The 18,331-nt window shown below is 70.1% G+C and carries 16 protein-coding genes; 12 read left to right on the forward strand and 4 right to left on the reverse strand.

Going from position 1 to position 18,331, the window contains the following annotated elements:
• The first annotated feature begins 8 nt into the window (after positions 1-8).
• The 8 genes from AC2H4J_RS09410 (at position 9) to AC2H4J_RS09445 (ending at position 10,549) form a co-directional block, all read left to right on the forward strand.
• Positions 9-1,583 carry a hypothetical protein gene (locus AC2H4J_RS09410; protein WP_487464599.1) on the forward strand — a complete coding sequence of 525 codons (1,575 nt, stop codon included), beginning with the start codon at positions 9-11 and terminating at the stop codon, positions 1,581-1,583.
• On the forward strand, positions 1,580-3,094 hold the full coding sequence (locus AC2H4J_RS09415; protein ID WP_487464600.1) for an SCO6880 family protein: 1,515 nt from the start codon (positions 1,580-1,582) through the stop codon (positions 3,092-3,094). The genes AC2H4J_RS09410 and AC2H4J_RS09415 overlap by 4 nt, the downstream gene beginning before the upstream one ends.
• Positions 3,091-4,596, forward strand: coding sequence for an ATP-binding protein (locus AC2H4J_RS09420; protein ID WP_487464601.1), 1,506 nt, complete (start codon positions 3,091-3,093; stop codon positions 4,594-4,596). Before AC2H4J_RS09415 ends, AC2H4J_RS09420 begins: the two co-directional genes overlap by 4 nt.
• Positions 4,593-5,762 (forward strand): M23 family metallopeptidase, encoded by a 1,170-nt coding sequence (locus tag AC2H4J_RS09425; protein WP_487464602.1) that lies wholly within the window; start codon positions 4,593-4,595, stop codon positions 5,760-5,762. Before AC2H4J_RS09420 ends, AC2H4J_RS09425 begins: the two co-directional genes overlap by 4 nt.
• Positions 5,763-5,799: 37 nt before the next feature.
• Complete coding sequence (locus tag AC2H4J_RS09430; RefSeq protein ID WP_487464603.1) at positions 5,800-7,743, forward strand: type IV secretory system conjugative DNA transfer family protein; 1,944 nt, start codon at positions 5,800-5,802, stop codon at positions 7,741-7,743.
• Positions 7,740-8,318 carry a hypothetical protein gene (locus AC2H4J_RS09435; RefSeq protein ID WP_487464604.1) on the forward strand — a complete coding sequence of 193 codons (579 nt, stop codon included), beginning with the start codon at positions 7,740-7,742 and terminating at the stop codon, positions 8,316-8,318. The genes AC2H4J_RS09430 and AC2H4J_RS09435 overlap by 4 nt, the downstream gene beginning before the upstream one ends.
• Before the next feature lie 597 nt (positions 8,319-8,915).
• The gene (locus AC2H4J_RS09440) at positions 8,916-9,212 is read left to right on the forward strand and encodes a hypothetical protein (RefSeq protein WP_487464605.1); all 297 of its coding nucleotides are present in this window, start codon (positions 8,916-8,918) and stop codon (positions 9,210-9,212) included.
• A gap of 2 nt (positions 9,213-9,214) precedes the next feature.
• Positions 9,215-10,549, forward strand: coding sequence for a hypothetical protein (locus tag AC2H4J_RS09445; protein WP_487464606.1), 1,335 nt, complete (start codon positions 9,215-9,217; stop codon positions 10,547-10,549).
• Here the strand turns inward: AC2H4J_RS09445 and AC2H4J_RS09450 are convergent.
• Positions 10,543-11,376, reverse strand: a complete 834-nt coding sequence (locus tag AC2H4J_RS09450; RefSeq protein WP_487464607.1) for a DUF5710 domain-containing protein — start codon at positions 11,374-11,376, stop codon at positions 10,543-10,545. The two genes, AC2H4J_RS09445 and AC2H4J_RS09450, sit on opposite strands and share 7 nt — an antisense overlap.
• 291 nt (positions 11,377-11,667) lie before the next feature.
• Here AC2H4J_RS09450 and AC2H4J_RS09455 point away from each other — a divergent pair, with 291 nt between their 5' ends.
• Positions 11,668-11,934 carry a hypothetical protein gene (locus AC2H4J_RS09455; RefSeq protein ID WP_487464608.1) on the forward strand — a complete coding sequence of 89 codons (267 nt, stop codon included), beginning with the start codon at positions 11,668-11,670 and terminating at the stop codon, positions 11,932-11,934.
• A gap of 57 nt (positions 11,935-11,991) precedes the next feature.
• On the opposite strand, the gene AC2H4J_RS09460 is transcribed toward AC2H4J_RS09455, so the two are convergent.
• Complete coding sequence (locus AC2H4J_RS09460) at positions 11,992-14,580, reverse strand: AAA family ATPase (RefSeq protein WP_487464609.1); 2,589 nt, start codon at positions 14,578-14,580, stop codon at positions 11,992-11,994.
• A 356-nt stretch (positions 14,581-14,936) separates the two neighbouring features.
• On the opposite strand from AC2H4J_RS09460, the gene AC2H4J_RS09465 reads away from it, so the two are divergent.
• Together AC2H4J_RS09465 and AC2H4J_RS09470 are read left to right on the forward strand one after the other, a co-directional pair.
• A complete protein-coding gene (locus AC2H4J_RS09465) occupies positions 14,937-15,905 on the forward strand; it encodes a hypothetical protein (protein ID WP_487464610.1) in 969 nt (322 codons plus the stop codon).
• Complete coding sequence (locus AC2H4J_RS09470; protein ID WP_487464611.1) at positions 15,883-16,461, forward strand: hypothetical protein; 579 nt, start codon at positions 15,883-15,885, stop codon at positions 16,459-16,461. The genes AC2H4J_RS09465 and AC2H4J_RS09470 overlap by 23 nt, the downstream gene beginning before the upstream one ends.
• A gap of 327 nt (positions 16,462-16,788) precedes the next feature.
• Here the strand turns inward: AC2H4J_RS09470 and AC2H4J_RS09475 are convergent, their stop codons facing one another.
• On the reverse strand, positions 16,789-17,496 hold the full coding sequence (locus AC2H4J_RS09475; RefSeq protein WP_487464612.1) for an RES domain-containing protein: 708 nt from the start codon (positions 17,494-17,496) through the stop codon (positions 16,789-16,791).
• A 62-nt stretch (positions 17,497-17,558) separates the two neighbouring features.
• Positions 17,559-17,951: a hypothetical protein gene (locus tag AC2H4J_RS09480; RefSeq protein ID WP_487464613.1), complete on the reverse strand. Its 393-nt coding sequence runs from the start codon at positions 17,949-17,951 to the stop codon at positions 17,559-17,561.
• A 118-nt stretch (positions 17,952-18,069) separates the two neighbouring features.
• Between AC2H4J_RS09480 and AC2H4J_RS09485 the strand changes: the two genes are divergently transcribed.
• Positions 18,070-18,321: a DUF2188 domain-containing protein gene (locus AC2H4J_RS09485; RefSeq protein ID WP_487464614.1), complete on the forward strand. Its 252-nt coding sequence runs from the start codon at positions 18,070-18,072 to the stop codon at positions 18,319-18,321.
• The last annotated feature ends 10 nt before the right edge of the window (positions 18,322-18,331 follow it).

An 18,331-nucleotide genomic window follows, 5' to 3' on the forward strand; every position in this document is an offset into this window, starting at 1 on the left:
CTTCGGTCGTGCTCCTGCTGGCGGCGGTGGGTTGGCTGGCGACCGCCGCTCCTGCCTGGGCAGACACGGCGGTGCTGGCCTTCCCGACGGCTCCGACTGCGGACGACGGCTCGCTGCCGTGTCTGCCGATCAACCCGTTCTGTGTGATCGGCGAGGCGGCCGGAGCCGTGGTCGCCGACGTGTGGATCAGCGCCATGTTGTCTCTGTGGGGGGCCGGGCTGTGGCTGCTGGGCCTGGCCTTCTCGGTGATCGATGCACTGGCCACCCCCGACCTGTCCGCCGGCGGCCCGCTGGCTGGGGTCTATCCGGTTACCTTCGGTATCGGCGCCACGGTCGCGGCGCTGATGGCCATGGTGCAGCTCGGTGTCGCGGCGGCGCGCCGGGACGGGCAGACCCTGGGCCGGCTGCTCATCGGCCTGCTTCAGTTCGGGCTGGTCTGGGTCGGCTACGTCGGCGTGGCGGCGCTGCTGGTCACCGGCGTCTCCGGATTGACCACCGCCCTGCTGCGCAGCCTTCTCGGTATTGACACCCTGGCCGCTTTCGACCCGTCGATCAGCGTGGGCCGCGACATGGTCGACGGCACGGTCGCCACCGTTCTCGGAGTCAGCTCCATCTTCCTCCTGGTGCCAGCCAGCGTCGGCTACCTGCTGCTGATGCTGGTCCGTGAGGCGGCTCTGATTGTGCTGGCGGCGACCTCGGCGATCTCGGCCGGGGGGCTGCTTGCGCAGACCTCGAGCGCGTGGTTCTGGCGCAGCCTGCGCTGGTTTCTCGCCGCGCTGTTGGTCTCGCCGGTCGCCGTCCTCGTTCTCGGAGTCGGCGTCACCATCACCGAAGGCATCATCACCGGAGCCGAGGAGACCAGCACGGAGGCTGCGGTCGGTATGGCGGTGGTCGGCTGCCTGCTGATCCTGCTCGGCGCGATCTGTCCGCTGGCGCTGTTCCGGCTGCTGGCGTTCGTGGACCCGGGCACCTCCAGCGGCGTGGCTCTGCGTTCCTCACTGGCCGCCTCCGGCGGAGTCATGAGCGCACTGGGCAATCTCGGTGGTGGAGGTGGTCGCGCTGCGGGTGGCGCCGCTGTCGCGGCCTCGGGTGGGGTGGCCGGCTCGGGCGCCGCGGCACAGCTGGCCGGGGACCGAGCGCAGGGCGAGTCGACCGCCGACGCCGCTACCAGCGGTCGCTTCGCCGGCGCGTTGCGCGCGGTGTCAACCGGCACCTCCACGGCCGGTCGTCTGGCCGCTGGGGTGGCCGCCTCGGCGGCCGACGTGCTCTCCGGAGCTGGTATCGGACACACCGCCCCCTACTACGGGCAGTCAGTTGGTGGCCGGGCTCCCGCCGCAGGAAACGGACACGCTCGCGCAACGTCGTCCTCACGACAGCCCGGCGCCTCGCCGCGTCTGGACGAGGACGGCCCTGACGCTCTGATGCCTGATCCCCTGTGGTCATCCGTCGCCGACGACGGCGCAGCGGCTGCGGGCTGGCCCGCTGAGCGGGCCAACGGCGCCGCACGCGGCGGGGATGCAAGGCCCGACTCTCCCGCTCCGCGGGCGCGGGGCGATTCACATGCGGACGACGGTGCCGCATGAGCGCGCACCGCTACGACGAGTACGCCAAGGACGTCTCCGGCTGGTTCCTCGGGATGACCGGCACTCAGCTGGCCCTGGTGACGCTCGCCGGCGTTCCGGCGCTGCTGGCCCTGAACGGCCAGGCGTGGGGGCTGTTCGTCGGCTGGCTGCCGGTGTGGGCGCTGCTGGCCGCGGTTCTGCTGGTGCCCATCCGGGGCCGTGCCGCCGGGCGCTGGTTCGGCGACCTCTGTCTGCACGCGATCGGAGGCGCGATGGGCTGGACGGTGTTCGGCTCTCGAGCCGGCGCGGGGACCGCCGACGACCTGTCCGAGGCCGATCTGCCCGGGGTCCTCGCCGGCATCCGCACTCACGACGGGCCACCCTTCGGGCAGCTGTTCACCCGGCCGGTGATCGTGCAGAACCGCGCGGCACGCACCTGGGCGGCGGTGGCGTCGATCGCCCATCCCGGCATCGGGCTCGCCGAGGCGGGTGAGCGGGACCGGATGGGCGCCGGCCTGGCCGAGTTGTGCGAGCTCGCCGCCCGGACCGAGCTGATCGACGTCCTCGCCCTGCAGGTGCGCACGGTGCCCGACGACGGGGCGGAGCGCGCCGCCTGGGAGCGCGCTCACGCCCACCCCGACGCGCCGACGCTCGCCGCGCGGGTTAACGCGCTGCTGGGCGCGACGCTGACGCCGGCCGCGGTGCGGACCGAGGCGTTCGTCACCGTCGTGGTCGGCGAGGGACGGATCGCCCGGGCGGCGAGGGAGTCCGGCGGGGGCGTGGACGGGCGAGCCCGGGTCCTGCACTCGGTGATGGCCGAGGTCGAGGCCGCCCTGCGTGGACCGGTCGGCTGCACGACGGTGTCGTGGCTGGACTCCGCGCAGCTGGCCGCCGCGATCCGCACCAGTTTCGCCCCGGGTGACCGTGGCGAACTGGTCGCTGCCGACCTGGCGGCCGCGTCGGGGCAGCAGTTGGCCACCGGGGTGCCGATGGCCGCCGCGGGCCCGACGGTGGCGCGCGCCGAGGTGCGGCACTACCTGCACGACGCGTGGGCGTCGGTGACCGACACGATCCTGCTGCCCGATTCCGGTGCGGTGCTCGGCGCGCTGTCCCCGGTGCTCGTGCCGACGGTGGCGGGGGAGCGGCGCTGCCTGTCCGTGTTCTTCGACCCGCTGCCCCTGACCCGGGCGACCCGACTAGTCAGTCGCGAGCAGATGAGCGCCACCACCGGAAATGAGATGCGCGCCCGGATGGGTTTCCGGCAGCGGGCCCGGCAGCGGCGGGACACCGAGCGGGTCGGCGCCGCCGAAGAGAAGCTCACCGCCGGCCGCGCTCTGGTGCGTGTCTCCGCGGCGGCCTGCGTCACCGTGCCGGCGACGTGGCCGGTGGTCGAACACGGTCGCCGGCTGTCGGCCTCGGTGCGGGCCGCCGGCTTCGTGCCGCTGCGGCTGGACCTGGCGCAGGACTCCGCTTTCGCCGCCGCCGCCCTTCCCCTCGGCGTCGGGCTGCCTGACCGCAGGGGCCGACGGTGAGCCGTCCTTCCCGCCGCGGTCGGGACGTCGCCGTCCTGCTCGACGACTTCGGGCACCGGCTGCCTGCCGTGCCCGCGGTCGAGCCCGCGGCAAGGGAACGGGGGCCGTTTCCCGTATCCGTGCCCCGCCGCGGCCCGCGCGGCCGCGGTCGTGGCCGGGCGGCGGCGCTGGCGCCGCTGTCGGTGTGGCGGATGACCTCGGAACAGACGCCGGTGGTGTGGCCGCTGATCGCAACCTCCGGCCTGCCGCCCACCGGTGCACAGATGGGACTCGACCTGCTGTCGGGCGGGGCGTTCTACTGCGACCCGGTTGGCTGGGTCACTGACGACGACATTCCGGTCACCAACCCCAACGTCGTCGTCTTCGGCAAGCCTGGGCGCGGCAAGTCCGCCACGGTCAAGGCCTTCGCGCTGCGGATGCTCGCCTACGGCTACCGCACCCTCGTCCTCGGGGACACCAAGGACGAGTACGAGCCTCTCTGCAGAGCACTCGGCGTGGAGCCGTTCGTCATCGGCCACGGCCTGCCGACCCGGGTGAACCCGCTGGCCTTCGGCCCACTCGGGAACGGCTGGGACCGACTCGATGCCGCCGAGGCCCGCCGCCGCGAGGCGCTCCTGTTCGCCAGGTGGCTGGTGCTGCTGCGCGGCCTCGTCGGCTCGCAGGCCGTGCCGTTCGGCCCGGTGGAGGAGACCGCCGTCGGAGAAGCGTTGCGGCTGCTCACCGGCTACCGCTCGGGCGCCACCCGGCTGGGCGAGCCCACGATCCCACAGCTGTGGCGGGAACTCGACGAGCCTCCAGACGAACTCGTCGCCGGCTGCCGCTACGCCGACCGGCGGCACTTCCTCGACGCCACCCGCGCCCTGCGCGACGCCCTCGGCTCCCTGGTCAAGGGCTCCCTGGCTGGTCTGTTCGACGACCACACCACCATCGCCGTCGACTGGCGCGCCCCGATTCAGTCGCTGTCGCTGTCCCGGCTCGAGCCGCTCGGCGACCAGGCCGTTGGCATCGCGCTGACCTGCCTGAACTCGTGGGGCCAGGCGATGCGGGAGATCGCCGAGCCCGGAGACCTGCGCATCGTCATTCGCGACGAGACGTGGCGGCAGATGCGCCTGGGCGCTGAGGCGATGAAGAGCCTGGACGCCAACCTGCGGCTTTCCCGCCGCGACGCGGACGTGCAGATCCTGCTGGCCCACAAGCCCTCGGACATGCTCACCGCCGGCGACGCGACCTCGCAGGCGGTCGCCATCGCCCGAGACCTGCTGCACTTGTGCGACGTCAAGGTGCTGCACGGGCAGGACCAGGCCGTCGGTGACGAGCTCGGCACCTTGCTCGGCTTGACCCCCATTGCCGAACGCGTGGTCACCGGTTGGGCGATCGCAGGCAAGGGCCGCGCCCTGTGGCTGGTCGGGGACCGGGCGTTCAAGGTGCAAACCGTCCTCACCGAGCCCGAGCTGCGGCTGACCTACACCAACGAGGCCCTCACCGGCGGGGGCCCGCGATGATCGAGACAGCGGAGTCCATCGCACGGTCGTACGCGAAGAGATGGCTGTGGAGGGCCGTTGCACCAGCCGCCGTCCCGCTGTTCGCCGGACTCACCCTGTTGCTCGTACCCCTGGCGGTCATTGCGGCCCCCGAGACCCGGACGGCGGCCGCGTCGTCGGCCTGCTCGATTGGCGGCACCGGCGCCACCGTTGCCGGCGTCGAACTGGACGCCGTCCAGATGGGCCACGCACAGACCATCGTCAACGTCGCCGCGACGCAGGGATTCGACTCCTACGCGGCCACCGTGGCGCTGGCCACCGCCTACCAGGAGTCCCGGATCCGGATGCTGGCCAACGACGGCAGCGCCTCCGAACTCACCGCCGAACAGGCCGCGGTGACGGCCACCAGCCTCCAGTACGCGCACGACGGCCTCGGCTCCGACCACGACAGCGTCAACACCTTCCAGCAGCGCTGGATCGCCGGCTGGGGCACCGTCGCACAACTCATGGACCCCGCCTACGCCGCGGCTGCCTTCTACGCCCGGCTGGTCGAGGTGTCGAACTGGCGGACGATCCCGCTCACCCGGGCAGCCCAGACGGTGCAGGTCTCGGCGGCCGGCACCGCCTACGCCCGCTGGGAGCCACTTGCCCGCGAGCTGACCGCGATGCTGTGGCCGACCGCCCAGGTCCTCGCGGCCAATCACGGCGGCGCGGTGTCCGGCGTCTGCCCAGGCGTTCCGGTGGCCGCCGGGTCGTGGATCAGGCCCAGCGCCGGTTCGGTCACCTCCGGCTACGGGCTCCGCTGGGGCACCCTGCACGCCGGTGTGGACATCGCCGGCCCCCGTGACAGCCCCGTCTATGCGGCCGCTGCCGGCACCGTCGTCAGCGCGGCGTGCACCAGCGCCTACTGCGACCGTGACGGCGGGCTGGGGCTGACCGGCTACGGCAACCTCGTCGAGCTCGACCACGGCGGCGGGGTGACCACCCGCTACGGGCACCTCTCCGCTTACACAGTCGCGTCGGGCCAGCACGTCAGCGCCGGGACGCTGGTCGGCTTCCAGGGATCCACCGGCAACAGCACCGGTGTCCACCTGCACTTCGAGGTCCACCAGGACGGCGTGCCGGTCGACCCGGTGTCGTGGCTGGCCGATCGCGGCGTCGACCTACATGCGCCCAACCCGGGCTGACCTGCTCCCGCCCCGTTCCCGGCCCACAGGAGGAGCCATGCACCGGACGATGTACGGCACGGCGGCGATGACCGGCGTCGGCGCCCGGGCCGACGTCGGCCCGGCGAGCTGGGAGGTTCCCGCTGCAGCCGTCCTCGCCTGGCTGGCCGCCGCCGCGCTGCTGCTGCCCGTCGGCCGCGGAGTCGCCGCCGTGCTCGCGGGCGGCGGCTGGGTGTGGCCGACCGACGGCGCCGCTCTGGCCGCCTCGGTCGGCGGCCTGCTGATCGGCGATCCGGACACCGGCCTCGACGCGACTCAAGTGGCGGCGCTGCCGGGCACCCTCGCCGTCTACGCCGTCGTCGGCGTCCTGCTCGTCGCCTTCCTCGGCGCCAGCGGAGGTGCCGTCTGGGCCGGACGGCGGGTGCTCGGGACGCCGACCGGAATGGCCGACCGCAGCCAGGTCGAGCAGGTACTCGGCCGCTCCCGGCTGCGTCGCGCCGCTGCCGTGGTCCGGCCCGACCTGCCCGCTTCCGCTGGTCGAGCGCGGCGGTCCGCCGAGCCGCACGCCGTGGGCTGGAGGCTGGGCGTCTGCGCCGTCCCCGCCGGGGGAGAGCTGTGGGTGCCGTTCGACCGGACGACCGGCATCTACGGCCCGCAGGGCTCGGGCAAGACCCTGGACCTGCTCGCGCCGGCCCTCCTGGACGCGCCCGGCGCGGCGCTGGTGACGCTGACCAAGGCCGAGGATCTGTTGCTCACCCTCGACGCCCGCGCCGACGGCGGGCGGCCGGTCGCCGTGTGCGACCCGTTCGGCTCGGTCCCGGGCGTGCCGGAGCTGGTGTGGGACCCGGTCGCCGGTTGCGGAGATCCGATGGTCGCTGAGCGACGGGCCAAGGCGTTCACCGCCGGCACGGTTGCTGGCGCGGTCACCGGCGGGATCTCCGATGGCGCGGCCCGCTTCTACGCCTTTGAGGCGGCCAAGGTGCTGCAGGCCTACTTCCACGCCGCCGCGCTGACCGGTGGCACCGTCGAGCATGTCCTCGAGTGGGCGGCCCATCCACAGGCCGCGACTGCCCCGGCCGACATCCTGCGGGGCCACCCGCAGGCCGCGCCGTTGTGGGACGGGCTGCTGCACGGCGCCCTGCAGGGCGACCCGCGCACCGCCGGGAACACCGCCACGACCGTGCAGCAGGCGCTGGCCTTGTTTTTCCAGGCCGACATCCGCCGCCGCTGCACTCCCGGGCCGGGCCGGCCGGCCACCGAGGTTGCCGGTCTCCTCGCTGCCGGCGGCACCGTCTACCTGCTCGGCCGCGACGACCCCTACGCCTCGGCGTCCCCGCTGCTGACCGCGCTGGCCGAGCACGTCCTCGACACCGCGCTCCAACTCGCGGCCAGCTCGCGGACCGGCCGGCTGTGCCCGCCGCTGCTGGCCTGTCTGGACGAGCTGCCGTCCACCGCGCCGCTGCCCACACTGCGCACTCGCATGGCCAACGACCGGGCCCTGGGCGTGAGCTACATCTATGCCGCCCAGACCTGGCGGCAGCTCGTGTTGCTCTACGGCGAGCACGAGGCCCGGGCCCTGTTCGGCCTCACCAACGTCGTGATCGCTTTCGGCGGCGGCAAGGATGGCGATTTCTACCGCGAGCTCTCCGAGCTGATCGGCCGGACCCGCGTGCGCCGCTCCTCCTACAGCTACCGGGGAGCCGGCTGGGCGCGGTCCACCCACGGCGAGGACACCCCCGTGCTGCGGCCGGAGGAGATCCGCCTGTTGCCGCCCGGTCGGGCGCTGGTGCTTGCAGAGAACGCGCCGCCGCTGATCGCCCGTCTGACCCGGTGCCTCACGGGGCGCCGGGGCGCCGCGCTCTTGGCCGCCCAGGCGGCCGCCCGCGACCGGGTCATGGCCGTCCGCCGCCGCGGCACCGGGGGAGGGGAGCGCGTCCGCCGCCCCTCCGAGGCGACGGCTGACGGTGATGGCACCACGAGCGCGAGTTGGGAGTTGTCGTGACCGACATCCTCCTGGCGCCCCCGTTTCCGCGACCGCCGCGCTGGGTCCGGCACGCGCTGGAGATGCTGCGGCAGGCCGAGCTGTCCGGGCTCGAGCCATCGGCCTACGGGCTGCTCGACCGGCCGTGGGACCCAGCGACCTGCTCTCCCCAGGTGCGCAGGGAGCTGTGGTCGTGGATCGACGACGTCGCCGGCTGGCTCAACTGCACCTACGCCTGGCAGACCACGCACGTCGTCCCCTCCTGCTGGCCGGCCCACCCGGCACTGGTCCGCGAGCTGGCGGTCCTCGCGTGCACGCGGGCCGCGGCGGCCGATGCCACGGTTCCCCATCCGATGGAGGAGTGGCACCGCTACGCCCTGCCCGGCTTCTACGCCCGCCTGAACGAGCGACAGGGTCTGGGCTGCCCACCCGGTCGACATGTCGACTGGCCCGCCCGCTCCTGGGACGCCGACTACCGCACCCCGTCCGCTGTTGCGGAGCGGCACCGCTGGTTCGACGCCGACACCGGGGAGCAGCCATCTCGCAGCGCACCGGACGCGGTTACCCCGGACGGCGACGAAGGAGATGTCCCGTGACCGATGCTCCCCGCACCAGCCGTTCGGACCGCGACTGGGTCACGCTGCTCGGCGGTGTGCGGGTCAGCCGGCAGTGGATGACCCGACACACTCCCGAGCTGCTGGCCGCGTGGCTCGACGCCGCGACCGCGGCCCGGCGGCGGTCTATTGCGGCAGAGATCGTGCGCATCGCGGCCGAACTCGAGAGCGAGCCGGTCGTCGGTGACGGCGAGCCCGGGAGCTCGGCGTGGGCGGCCGTCGCCGAACGGATCGACCCGCGTCTTCTGCTCGGTTCGGACTGGTGGCCCCTGTCCGCCGCCCTCACCCGCGCCGCGGCCGCCGGCTACGACGTCCCCGCCCGGCTGCCCGCCCTCGCCGCCGCCCCGCTGCCCCGCTGCCCGACCGGCATCCGGCGCGGGAGTTGCACTGGCGACTGCTCGCCGACTGCCCGGCCGCGCTGCCGGGCCCCGATGCGGACGGCGGCCCAGGCCACATCGCCGGCCGGACCACCGGTCCTGCACAGCCCGTCCGGGGATCCACAGATCCATCGCGGCATCTCAGTTCCCGGCCGCGGCGACCCCAGCCTCGGCTCAGCCCATCAAGCGAAGGAGACCCGCCGTGACCGTCGACGCGAGCATCGACCCGCTCAGCTACGCCGCCTCCCTGCTCGACGCCGTCGGCGCCGACCGAGAGCAAGTCCCCGCACACATCGCCCTGGAATGCATGCAGGCCGCCGAGCTTCTCGAGCTGGCCGGTGGGCACGCAGAACCTGTCCCGCTGGTCGACGACGACCCCCGCGCCAGCATCCGCGCCGCTATGGGCGCGCTCGGCCTGGTGGAACGGGAGACCTTCGCGACTCGCTACGTCATCGACGCGGCCCGCGCAGCCCGCCGCGCCCTGCGACAGCTGCGTTGATCATGGCTACCAGCCTGCAGCAGCTGCTCGACGCGCTCGCTGAACGCACCGCGGCGCCGACCACCGTCGCGCCGATCGAGGACGTCAGCGGAGCGCTGGCCCACCTCGGTCGCGCCCTCGCCGGCATGACCCAAGACGGGCTCACCGCTGGTGTCAGCCGCCGGCAGCGGACCGCCGCCCAGCTGACCGCAGCCTGCACGACGGTGGGCCGGCTGTGGCCGCGCACCGGCGGACCGCTGACCGACCTGGCCGGCGCCGCCGCCGACGTGATCGGCCGCGACCGCGCCAGCATGGGTCGCGGCCATCGCTGGGCGGTCACCGTCGAACTTGCCGAAGCTGCCGACCACTGCGCCCGGCTGGCGCACCGGCTGCTGCCGCAGGCTGCGGTCGCCGAGCTGACCGCCGTCCGGAGACTGTCCGCCGCCGTCGAGCGCGACGCCCAGGCCGAGCCGCCGACGGCCAACGGCGCGGCCGTCCTCGATCGCCTGGTGCCGGTGTCCGGCCTCCCACGAGCCGGCGAGAAGCTGACCGCCGTCGATGCCGCAGCGGCGCTCACTGCGGCGCTGGACCGAGCCATGCGCACCGACGGCCTGGCCCTGCGCGACTTCCGCGCCGCTGTCGCCGCCGCCGAAATCTCCAGCGACTGCGCCGCGTCCGTCGTAGCCGCTGCGCCGGGCGACGAAGGTATGCGGCCCCTGCTGACAGCCGTCGCCTGGGAACTCACGGGCCGGATCAGCATGACCTTTGAGGATGGCCTCCGAGCCCGGCCCACTGACCCTCACGGCGTCGTTCCTTGGGCACGCACCCTCGCCGAGACGCTGCGCAACGACTTGGGGTCCAGCGCCGACCTCAGCGCCCTCCGCGACCGGGGAGCACTCCCGCGCCTGACCCGCACAGTCCAGGAGGTGACCAACCAGCTTCCCATCCTCGCCGACCAACTCGTCGCGGCCGTCGACCGTTGGTCTCGCACCGGTCGGCTCTACGCCGCCGCCCGCGAGCTACCGCGCATGGACAACATGCCCGAGGATCGGGTGCGGGACGTCATCGCCGGCCGCCGCGTACAGGCCCGCGGCGCCGATCTTGACCGCCTCGGTCACGCCCTCACCTCGGCCACTGCCCTGTCGAGCAGCCTCGCCGCCGCGGTCAACCGCGCCGCGTCCCCGGCAGCTCCGAGTCAGCGCCACCTCGCCGGTCTCTACGCCGAGCGCGCTCGAGCGCCCGGCCCCGGCGAGCGCCTGCTCAGCCACGCCGACAACGTGGCCGAGGCCATCGCAGGCTCCCGGTGTGCGCGGAGCAGCACCCCGGCACCTGGTGCAGGTGGCCCTGGCCGCTACTGACCTGTCAGGGCTCCGCGAATACGCGCCGAGAGATTCGTGCGGGGCGGCTCGGGTCCGGAGGGGCCTTCGGCGTCGTATTGGTACGACGCGGCGGCGTGGCTGCCATGTTCACCCTGTGCCGCCCCGGGCAGGAGCGGTTTCCTGATCGCCAGGCGCGCTGCGCTCTCCTCACCCCGGCAGCCGGGACCAGGGGGCTCGACCACCTTGATGCCGGCGTTCGTCAGAGTGCTGAGGTCGAGTCGCCACGTATGGGCCGACCGCCTTTCCCAGAGTGCGAAGGCCCGGTCGATGTGGGCGTCAGTCTCGACGGCTGACCAGCCGTTCACCGCCCGAAGTCGGGCCTTGGCCTCGGCAGACGTGCCGGTGACCTCGGCGAAGCCGAAGTGCGTGACCCGGTGACAAGACCAACACAGCGCGATCAGGCGCCGCAGCGTTTGGGTGTAGCTGGTCTCGTCGTACTCCCAGCGCTCATGGGCTTCCAGGCGCTGCCGGTCGCGGCCGCGCGGAGCGCCGCAGGCCTCGCAGCGGTTGCCGGCCCGCCGGTAGACCATGGACCGGAGCGCGTCCCACTGGCTTGCCTCGACGCAGCTGCGGACGTTGGTGAACCAACAGGTCGACGGCACCAGGTCGACGAACAGGCCTTGGCCGAAGCTGCGGTCCTCCCCGGGCAGGAGCTCCGGTATCCGGGGCTCCCAGCGCACCAGTTTCGGCAGCAGCGCCACCTGGGGCGCATACCAGCGACGCTGGTCGGGATCCCATCGGGCACCCGCGGCCCTGGCCGCGTCCTTCTCGGCGTATGGCACGTCGAGCCAGAAGCGCTCCGACATCGGTACTCCGTCCGACTCAGGAGCGCTGACTATGCAGCCTGGCACCGACATGTTCTGAGCCGAATGCTTCGCGTGGCATCGCGGTGGTGCCCACGGACTCCCGGCAAAGACTCGATACAGACTCCGGAGCGATCATGGTGACTGGCAGCGCTCACCACGACAGCGTGAAGCCCGCCCTCGTCAACCGTCACCATGACCGCCGCCTACCGATATGCCCGGCAGTCGACCCCTTCCTTTCAGGCTCTGGGTGACGATCCATGAGCGGCACCTTCCGGCACGTACCTTCATGACGTGGACGATCACGGCAACCTCTCGCCCGACGAGCAGAAGCGCAAGAGCCTGGTCGAACTCCTCGAACTGCTCGAGCGGGTCGCTCCCGAGGAGTCACGCCGGGCCGCCCTTGAGCGTGGGCTTCCAGAGCTTGCTCTGAACCTGCTCATCGAGCGAGCCAACTCCGACGATCCAACGGTTCGTGAAGATGCACGTGCTGCACTTGCGGACCTGGGGCTTGAACTGGCGCACCCAGACGTTGACCTGAAGGTGCCTGAAATCGAGTAGCTGAGCACCACTCGCATCTGATCTCAGAGGAAACTCCCCGCATGGCGGTGCCATTGACTATGGCGAGATGTATGCGGCACGCGCGGCTTTGGCCTTCTCCCAGTCCGCCTGAAACTCCGCAACAGTCGGCTTGGTGCTCATCTTTTCGGCCGCGTGCGAGTGGCCGGTCATTCGGTCGCACGCCCTCGTGAAGAGTGGCTCGATAACCGCGGTCGCGGCGTCGAGTCGACTGGTGTCGATCTTCGCCAGCTTGGTCATCATGATGTTGTGTCGATAGCGCTGGGTGACGTTCTGGAGCAGTTCCTGTTCCACGAATGCCTCGCACCAAGCACGCAGCAGGTCGTATGCCTCCTTGATGAGCGCGTCCTGCACGACTGGCTCGGCCTTCGGCATCTCCTGCAGCTTCACGTTGATGCGGCTCGCTAGATCGGCCGGCGTGTCCAGCTGCGGCTCAACGTCGGGCGCGAGGATGCCCTTCTGGTCGCCGCCGTCGCGAACCTCGTAGATCTTCACGCGCAGCTTCTTCTTCTGCCGGGTGGAGATCAGCGCCGAGGCGAACATGATGTTGTGCGTCAGCACGATCACCTGGTGTGTCTCGGCGAGGTGCTGGATGCGTGCCGCGACCTCGTCGAGGCGTCGGTAGTCCAGGCTGGTCACCGGGTCGTCGAACACCAGTGGAGCTTTCGTGCCGCGCATGCGGCTCTCCGCCAGGAAGTCAGCCAGCGCCAGTACTTTCTGCTCGCCCTCTGACAGGACGGCCGAGGGGCGGTAGTTCGCAACGACCTTCTTGCGCTGCGCCTTGCCGCTCCTTCCCTGGAAGTGCAGCGCGACCTTTGGTGCGTTAAGTCGTTCGCACTCCTCGGCGAAGAGCGTCTCGAAGTTCTTGTTGACCAGGTCTTCGCTTGCCAGCTTGGACTGGATGGTCAGCTGTTTGGCTGCACCGCTGGAGATCGAGCGCGACAGCTTCTCCAGCTGTTGGGCCCGCTTCGCCCGGCGGATGTACTCTCGCGCCGTTGCCAGGTTCTTCTTGAGTTCGATGCGGGCGGTAAGTTCAGCGAGTTCCTTTTGCTTGGTCGCGAGCGCGGCCGCCGAGTTCTCCTTGTCGGTGACGAGTTGCTCGGCGCGTGTCTTTGCGGAGCGAAGCGCAGCGTCGACTTTCGAGGCCGCGCTGGCGGCATCTGTCGCCACGCTGGTTACCGACAGCGCTTGGCCCTTCGCCGTCTCCGTCGCCACCGTGGTCGCGTCGACCAAGACCTTCGCCACTGCAGTCGCCCAGTCGGGGGCCTCGTCTTCTTTCGCGAGGTAGGTGACGTACTCCTTGGCTCGACTCAACTCGGACTCGTTCAGGACAAGGCGTGCCCCGGTGAGAGTGGTCTGCGCTGTCGTGAGTTGCTGCACCAGCGTCTCGTCGAGGAATGTGCGGTAGCGAGTTAGCAGGTCGATCGCGGTCGGTGATAGCGGCTGCATGCAGTACAGGCAGGCGTCGCCGTCTTGTGGGTACTCGTCGTGCCCCAGATGTTGCCGATACGTATCGCCTGCTGCGACGAATCGCTGCCACCCGTCGTCCGGGCGCCCCGGCAGCTCGTTCTCGCTGAAGAGCTGCTCGCGCGCTTCCGCGCGGCGCTGTTCAGCCTCGGCGACAGCCGCGATGGCGGCGTCGTATCGACTGGCGTCGAAGCTCTTGACTGTGGACAGAAGTCCGCTGAGGCGCCGCAGTTCGCGTTCGCCCTGCTGCGCGTTGGTAAGCAGCGCGTCGAGCGCGTTCGCGCGCAGGGCAGCGACTTCCCCGGTAAGCCGCTCGTGGATGGCTTCGGCATGGTCGTCGACGGCCGCGGCCGCTTCGAGATCGCTGACATCGGTCGCTGCGCCCAGGGTCTCGATCAGGGGGTAGACCTTGGTCTCGCGAGCGAATTTCCCCAGCAGGGGATTGAGGCCGCCAGCCAGGCTGTTGACCTCCGAAGCGATGCGTTGCTGGACGTCCTGTAGGCCGGCGGCAACGTGGCCGAAGAGCGCCAGTTCAGCGGGCGTGTAGACGTAACCAAGATCGGTGTCAACGTGAAGCTGGACGGCGTCGGCGTCGAACACGCTGATCCTGGTGAATGGTGTTAGACCGGCCTCGTTGTTCCAACGCGCCGTGCGCTCCTCGCCACCGACCCGGTATTTGATATCTGCCGACGGTGGCGGTGGTGGATCGAAGTGCACCGCGTGGGCGTTCGGCAAGATGTCTTCGGGTGAGCGCACGGCCGAAAGCCGCTTGATGATGCGTGCGTAGCCAGTCTTGCCCGACCCGTTCTGCCCGAACAGGATCGTCAGGCGCTGGTCGAACTCGAGTTCCTGGTCGCTCGCCAGAGCGTTGACGCTGTGAATGTTGCCGAGCCTGACGAGTTCGAGCGCCTCGTCCTTCATGGCCTCGACCTCCTCAACCTTGAGCTTGGGCACGCTCGCCAGTTCCTCGTCTGAGAGTCCCTTCTCGGAGAGGAACACCGCGTAGACCGAGTCGACCAGGTCGGCGGTGGGTTCCTGCCGCGACAGGATCGTCTCCGCCGTCAGCTTTCGCACCCAGGCGTCATGGCTGTTCGCCCAATCCACGAGAAGGCGGCGTGGCGTGGCCTCGCCGAGGTTGACAACACCATCGCCGACAGTCATAGCGGGCTCCATCAAGCTGAGAGTGGTACGCAGATGGCAGCCCGGGAGGCGACCGCAGTCAGTATCCTGCCTGACGGCACCGACACAGTTGAGCACCGAAATCACATCGGCCGGCGTCAACTGGTTGCGCTTGCCGGGCCAAAGGTGAATGCCGTATTGGTGACGCTCCGCGTGACGGGGCTGGTCCGATCACCGTAGGACTCGGGGACAGGACTCCCTGATGTTGGCCGCACAGCGGATTCAGGACGCCATGCGGACGAGTAGTGCTAGCGAAGCGTTGGGGTGCTCCTTTCGGATCGAGCGCACTATCGGCGCCTTCACAGACGGTTGTCGGTGCTGGAGGCGAGGATGGCTCCGTGCTAACGGTCTACCTGGATCAGAACAAGTGGATCGACCTCGCACGCGCTGAGACTGGCCACCCCCAAGGTGAGCCCTTCGTCGAGACACTGGCCGTACTGAAGAAGGCTGTTGATGATGGTCGGGCCCGCTTCCCACTGAGTGCCGCCCACTACTACGAGACGAGCAAGCAGCGAGACCGGAAGAAGCGGATGGAACTCGCGACGACCATGGCCCGCCTCGCCGGCACACTGCGCATCGCTCCACCCCACACGATCGTGCCGTGGGAGATTCGGCGGGCTTTGGTCGAGGTGTTCGACCTGCCCCTCGCAGTGCCGGACCTGGAACTCTTCGGCGACGGCGTCGCCCACGCCTTCTCAGCTCCGACACTGCGCTACTCGGCACCTGCCGCGTGGCACGGCATTCCCCTTCCCTCGGAGTGGCAGGAGGAGTTGCAGCGCCGAGCAGGACCGGCCTTCGAGGCGATGATCCTGGCCTCGGTGACTCCAGAGGGCATGCCAGACGAGATGCGTCTCACCATGCACGACTTCAAGAATCTCACCGATGACCGCTTTGTTCAGGGCCAGGAGGAGGTGGCCACGGCGGTGAAGCAGCATGGCCGTCATCGCCTTGAGGACATCATGCTGGCGACCGCCTACACCGATATCCGCAAGCCCGTTGCCGAGGCCTCTTACAGCCTCGGCCTTCAGCCCGAGCAGATCGGTCACAACTGGCGTCGGATCCTTGAGGCTATCCCCTCCCGCTGGGTGGAGATGAAGCTGAGGCACCAGCGGCAGGCCAATCCCCAGAAGGCTTGGCAGGGCAACGACCTCAACGACGTGACTACCCTGGCCATCGCTGTGCCCTACTGCGATTTGGTGATCACTGAGAAGTCCTGGGCCGCCATGCTGTCCGCGGCCAAGGTGCCCGAGCGCTTCGACACCACCGTGGCCCGCAGTTTGCAGGATGTCGCGGACCGCCTCGCCTGATCCTGAAGAGATCGCCCATCGGGATCACTCGAAGCTGAGGTCAGAGCAAATCGTCAAAGACGTCCCGATAGGGACAACCACGGTTTCCTCGGTTCCCGGGGTCGCCAGGATTGCCAGGGTTCCCGGGATTGCCGTGATTGCCGATATTCCCAAAGTTGCCAAGGTGCCTGTCTACCACCTGGTCTTCAAAGAGTTCTCCGACGTACTGTCCGCTGAGGCGATGGACATGGGTACCGCTAAGTTGGCCAACTGCGGTCCCATTGAGGGCGTGGATGTAGCGTCCGCGAACGAAGCCCACGGCCTTCCCCGAGGTCGCGTAGACGTACTGAGTCATCTGGGCAGACTAGGCGCACCCTCGGACACCAAAGTGCCGATCGGCGCGACGACAGGGACACGACAGCCGAGCGGTCTGCTGATTAACTGCCTCGCTGAGGATGGCTCACCAGGATCGCGAAGAGCCGATTCAAGTGGCGCGTGCTGCCTGGAGCCGCTTGATGGCGCTGGGCCCGACGCCGTGGATCGACGCGAGATCCTTGAGGTCGTCGGGGAGGTCTGACAATGTCCGAAACCCGGCATCGATCAGCGCGCCTGTGGCTGGCCGACCGATCTTGACACCGTCGAATACGGCGCCCCGATCGGCCCTCTGGTCAGTCATCGATGCTGTCCCCTCGACCGGGCTGTGCGTACCGGGGCTCGCCGGGATCGAGTGCGGGCCACCGTCACGTCGACCGCTCCCGGGCGTCGAACTCATCGGCGCCAGCCGTGCCGACTCCGGCGCATCCCACTAGCAGAACGCGCTCCGGGGCCGCCGGCGCAGCCACTACCTGCTGCCCCATGTCCCGGAGGGGATCGTTCACCGGGACGTCCCTCCTCCTTGGTCGCTTCAGTTCCAGGCTGGGGGTAGGGGGAGGTCCCAGAGAGCGGCCACATCCTGCAAGGCGCCACGATGCTCGGAGTTGGCTGGGTCCAAGGCAGCGGACTCCACAAGCTGGACCTTGGCGTGGTCGTAGAGAGCCCAGCAGTCCTCGCCGTCATCGTGGCGGCTCCGGTAGTGAATGCCGTCCGGGCGCTCGTCCCGGTCGCGGATGGCGAGTGAGCAGGCTTGAGTCAGGGCCCGTCCGAACTCAGTCGACAGTCGAACCGCCGCCTGGTCCAGGTGAGGTGCGCGTCCCGCGGGGGACAGAGCGGCTCTACCCTCGGGGCTGTCCAGGAGTGCGCGGACGGCGGTTGCTCGGTCGAGCTCAGCTTGGACCGCGGGGTCGTCGATGGACAGGGTCTGGACGGACTTGCCCTCCAGCAGCCCCACGTGTCGCCCGTCGAGGAAGTCTGAAATCGCCTGCTTGAGAACTTCGGTCGCCTGGTCGGCACTGGTCGGCGATGCGTCCTCCGCGTCCTCGACTACCTCGCCCTCCCGAGCGAGGGCATCGGGACTGGGGCGGAGCCAGGCGAGTAGCTCGAGCATGCAGCCCCGCAGGGTGGTCGCCATGTACCGCACGACGTAGCGATCAATGCTGTTGGGACGCGGGTCGTCGAACCGGTTGTGGCCCACGATGTCCTGGTAAGGCGGAAGCGCCCAAGGGTCGTAGTGCACCCGGACAACACCGGAAGCAGGCAGTGGCCGGGGCTGCGGTCCTCGATGCGGTGACGGCAGCCTCACGTGTCTAGAAGCGCTTCGACCGCCGTCATGACTTGAGTCTCTGCTTCTGCTGGTGGGTCGTCGGCCAGGACCAGCATGGGAGCTCGTCCGTTCAAGGTGGGGTTGCTGCCCCGCAAGAAGGCGACAGCCACGGACGGACTGAACACATCGGAGAGAGCCACCGTCGCCCGATAGAGCGCCTGGAGGCGGTGCTCTTGATCGAGGCCCTTGATCGCGCCGCCCCGACCCCAGCTTTGAAGAGTACGGGTGTCCTTGATCCCCAGCGCCGCGGCGGCGAGCCGGCCACCCAAGACATCTTGGACGTACTGAGCTTGCTCACCAGCCGGGACGCTGACGGACCGCTTGTGTGCAGCCTCGAGGGCAGCATGGACTTGCTTGGCTCGAGACACGGAACCTCCTCAGATTGCTGGCCAAGGAGCATACATCTCGACTAGCATTTCCACCGCAACCAGTCTGCGTGGAGCGCGCACTAGGACCCCTTGGCGGGTCTGGGGACAGGGAGTGACGATGGGGAAGAGCGGAAGCTCCAGCAGGCACGTGGTGCCCAGCCCCAAGGGTGGCTGGGACGTCAAGAAGCCCGGAAGTACCCGGGCTGGAGCGCACGAACAGACTCAGAGCGCGGCGATCAACCGCGCGAGAGACATCGTCCGCAAGGCCGGCGGGGGTGAGGTGCGGATCCACGGGAGGGATGGCCGCATCCGGGATTCAGACACCATCGCTCCCGGAAGGGATCCGAACCCACCCAAGGACGCGCGCTGACTGGCCCGGC

Source organism: Blastococcus sp. OS1-29, from assembly GCF_057628075.1.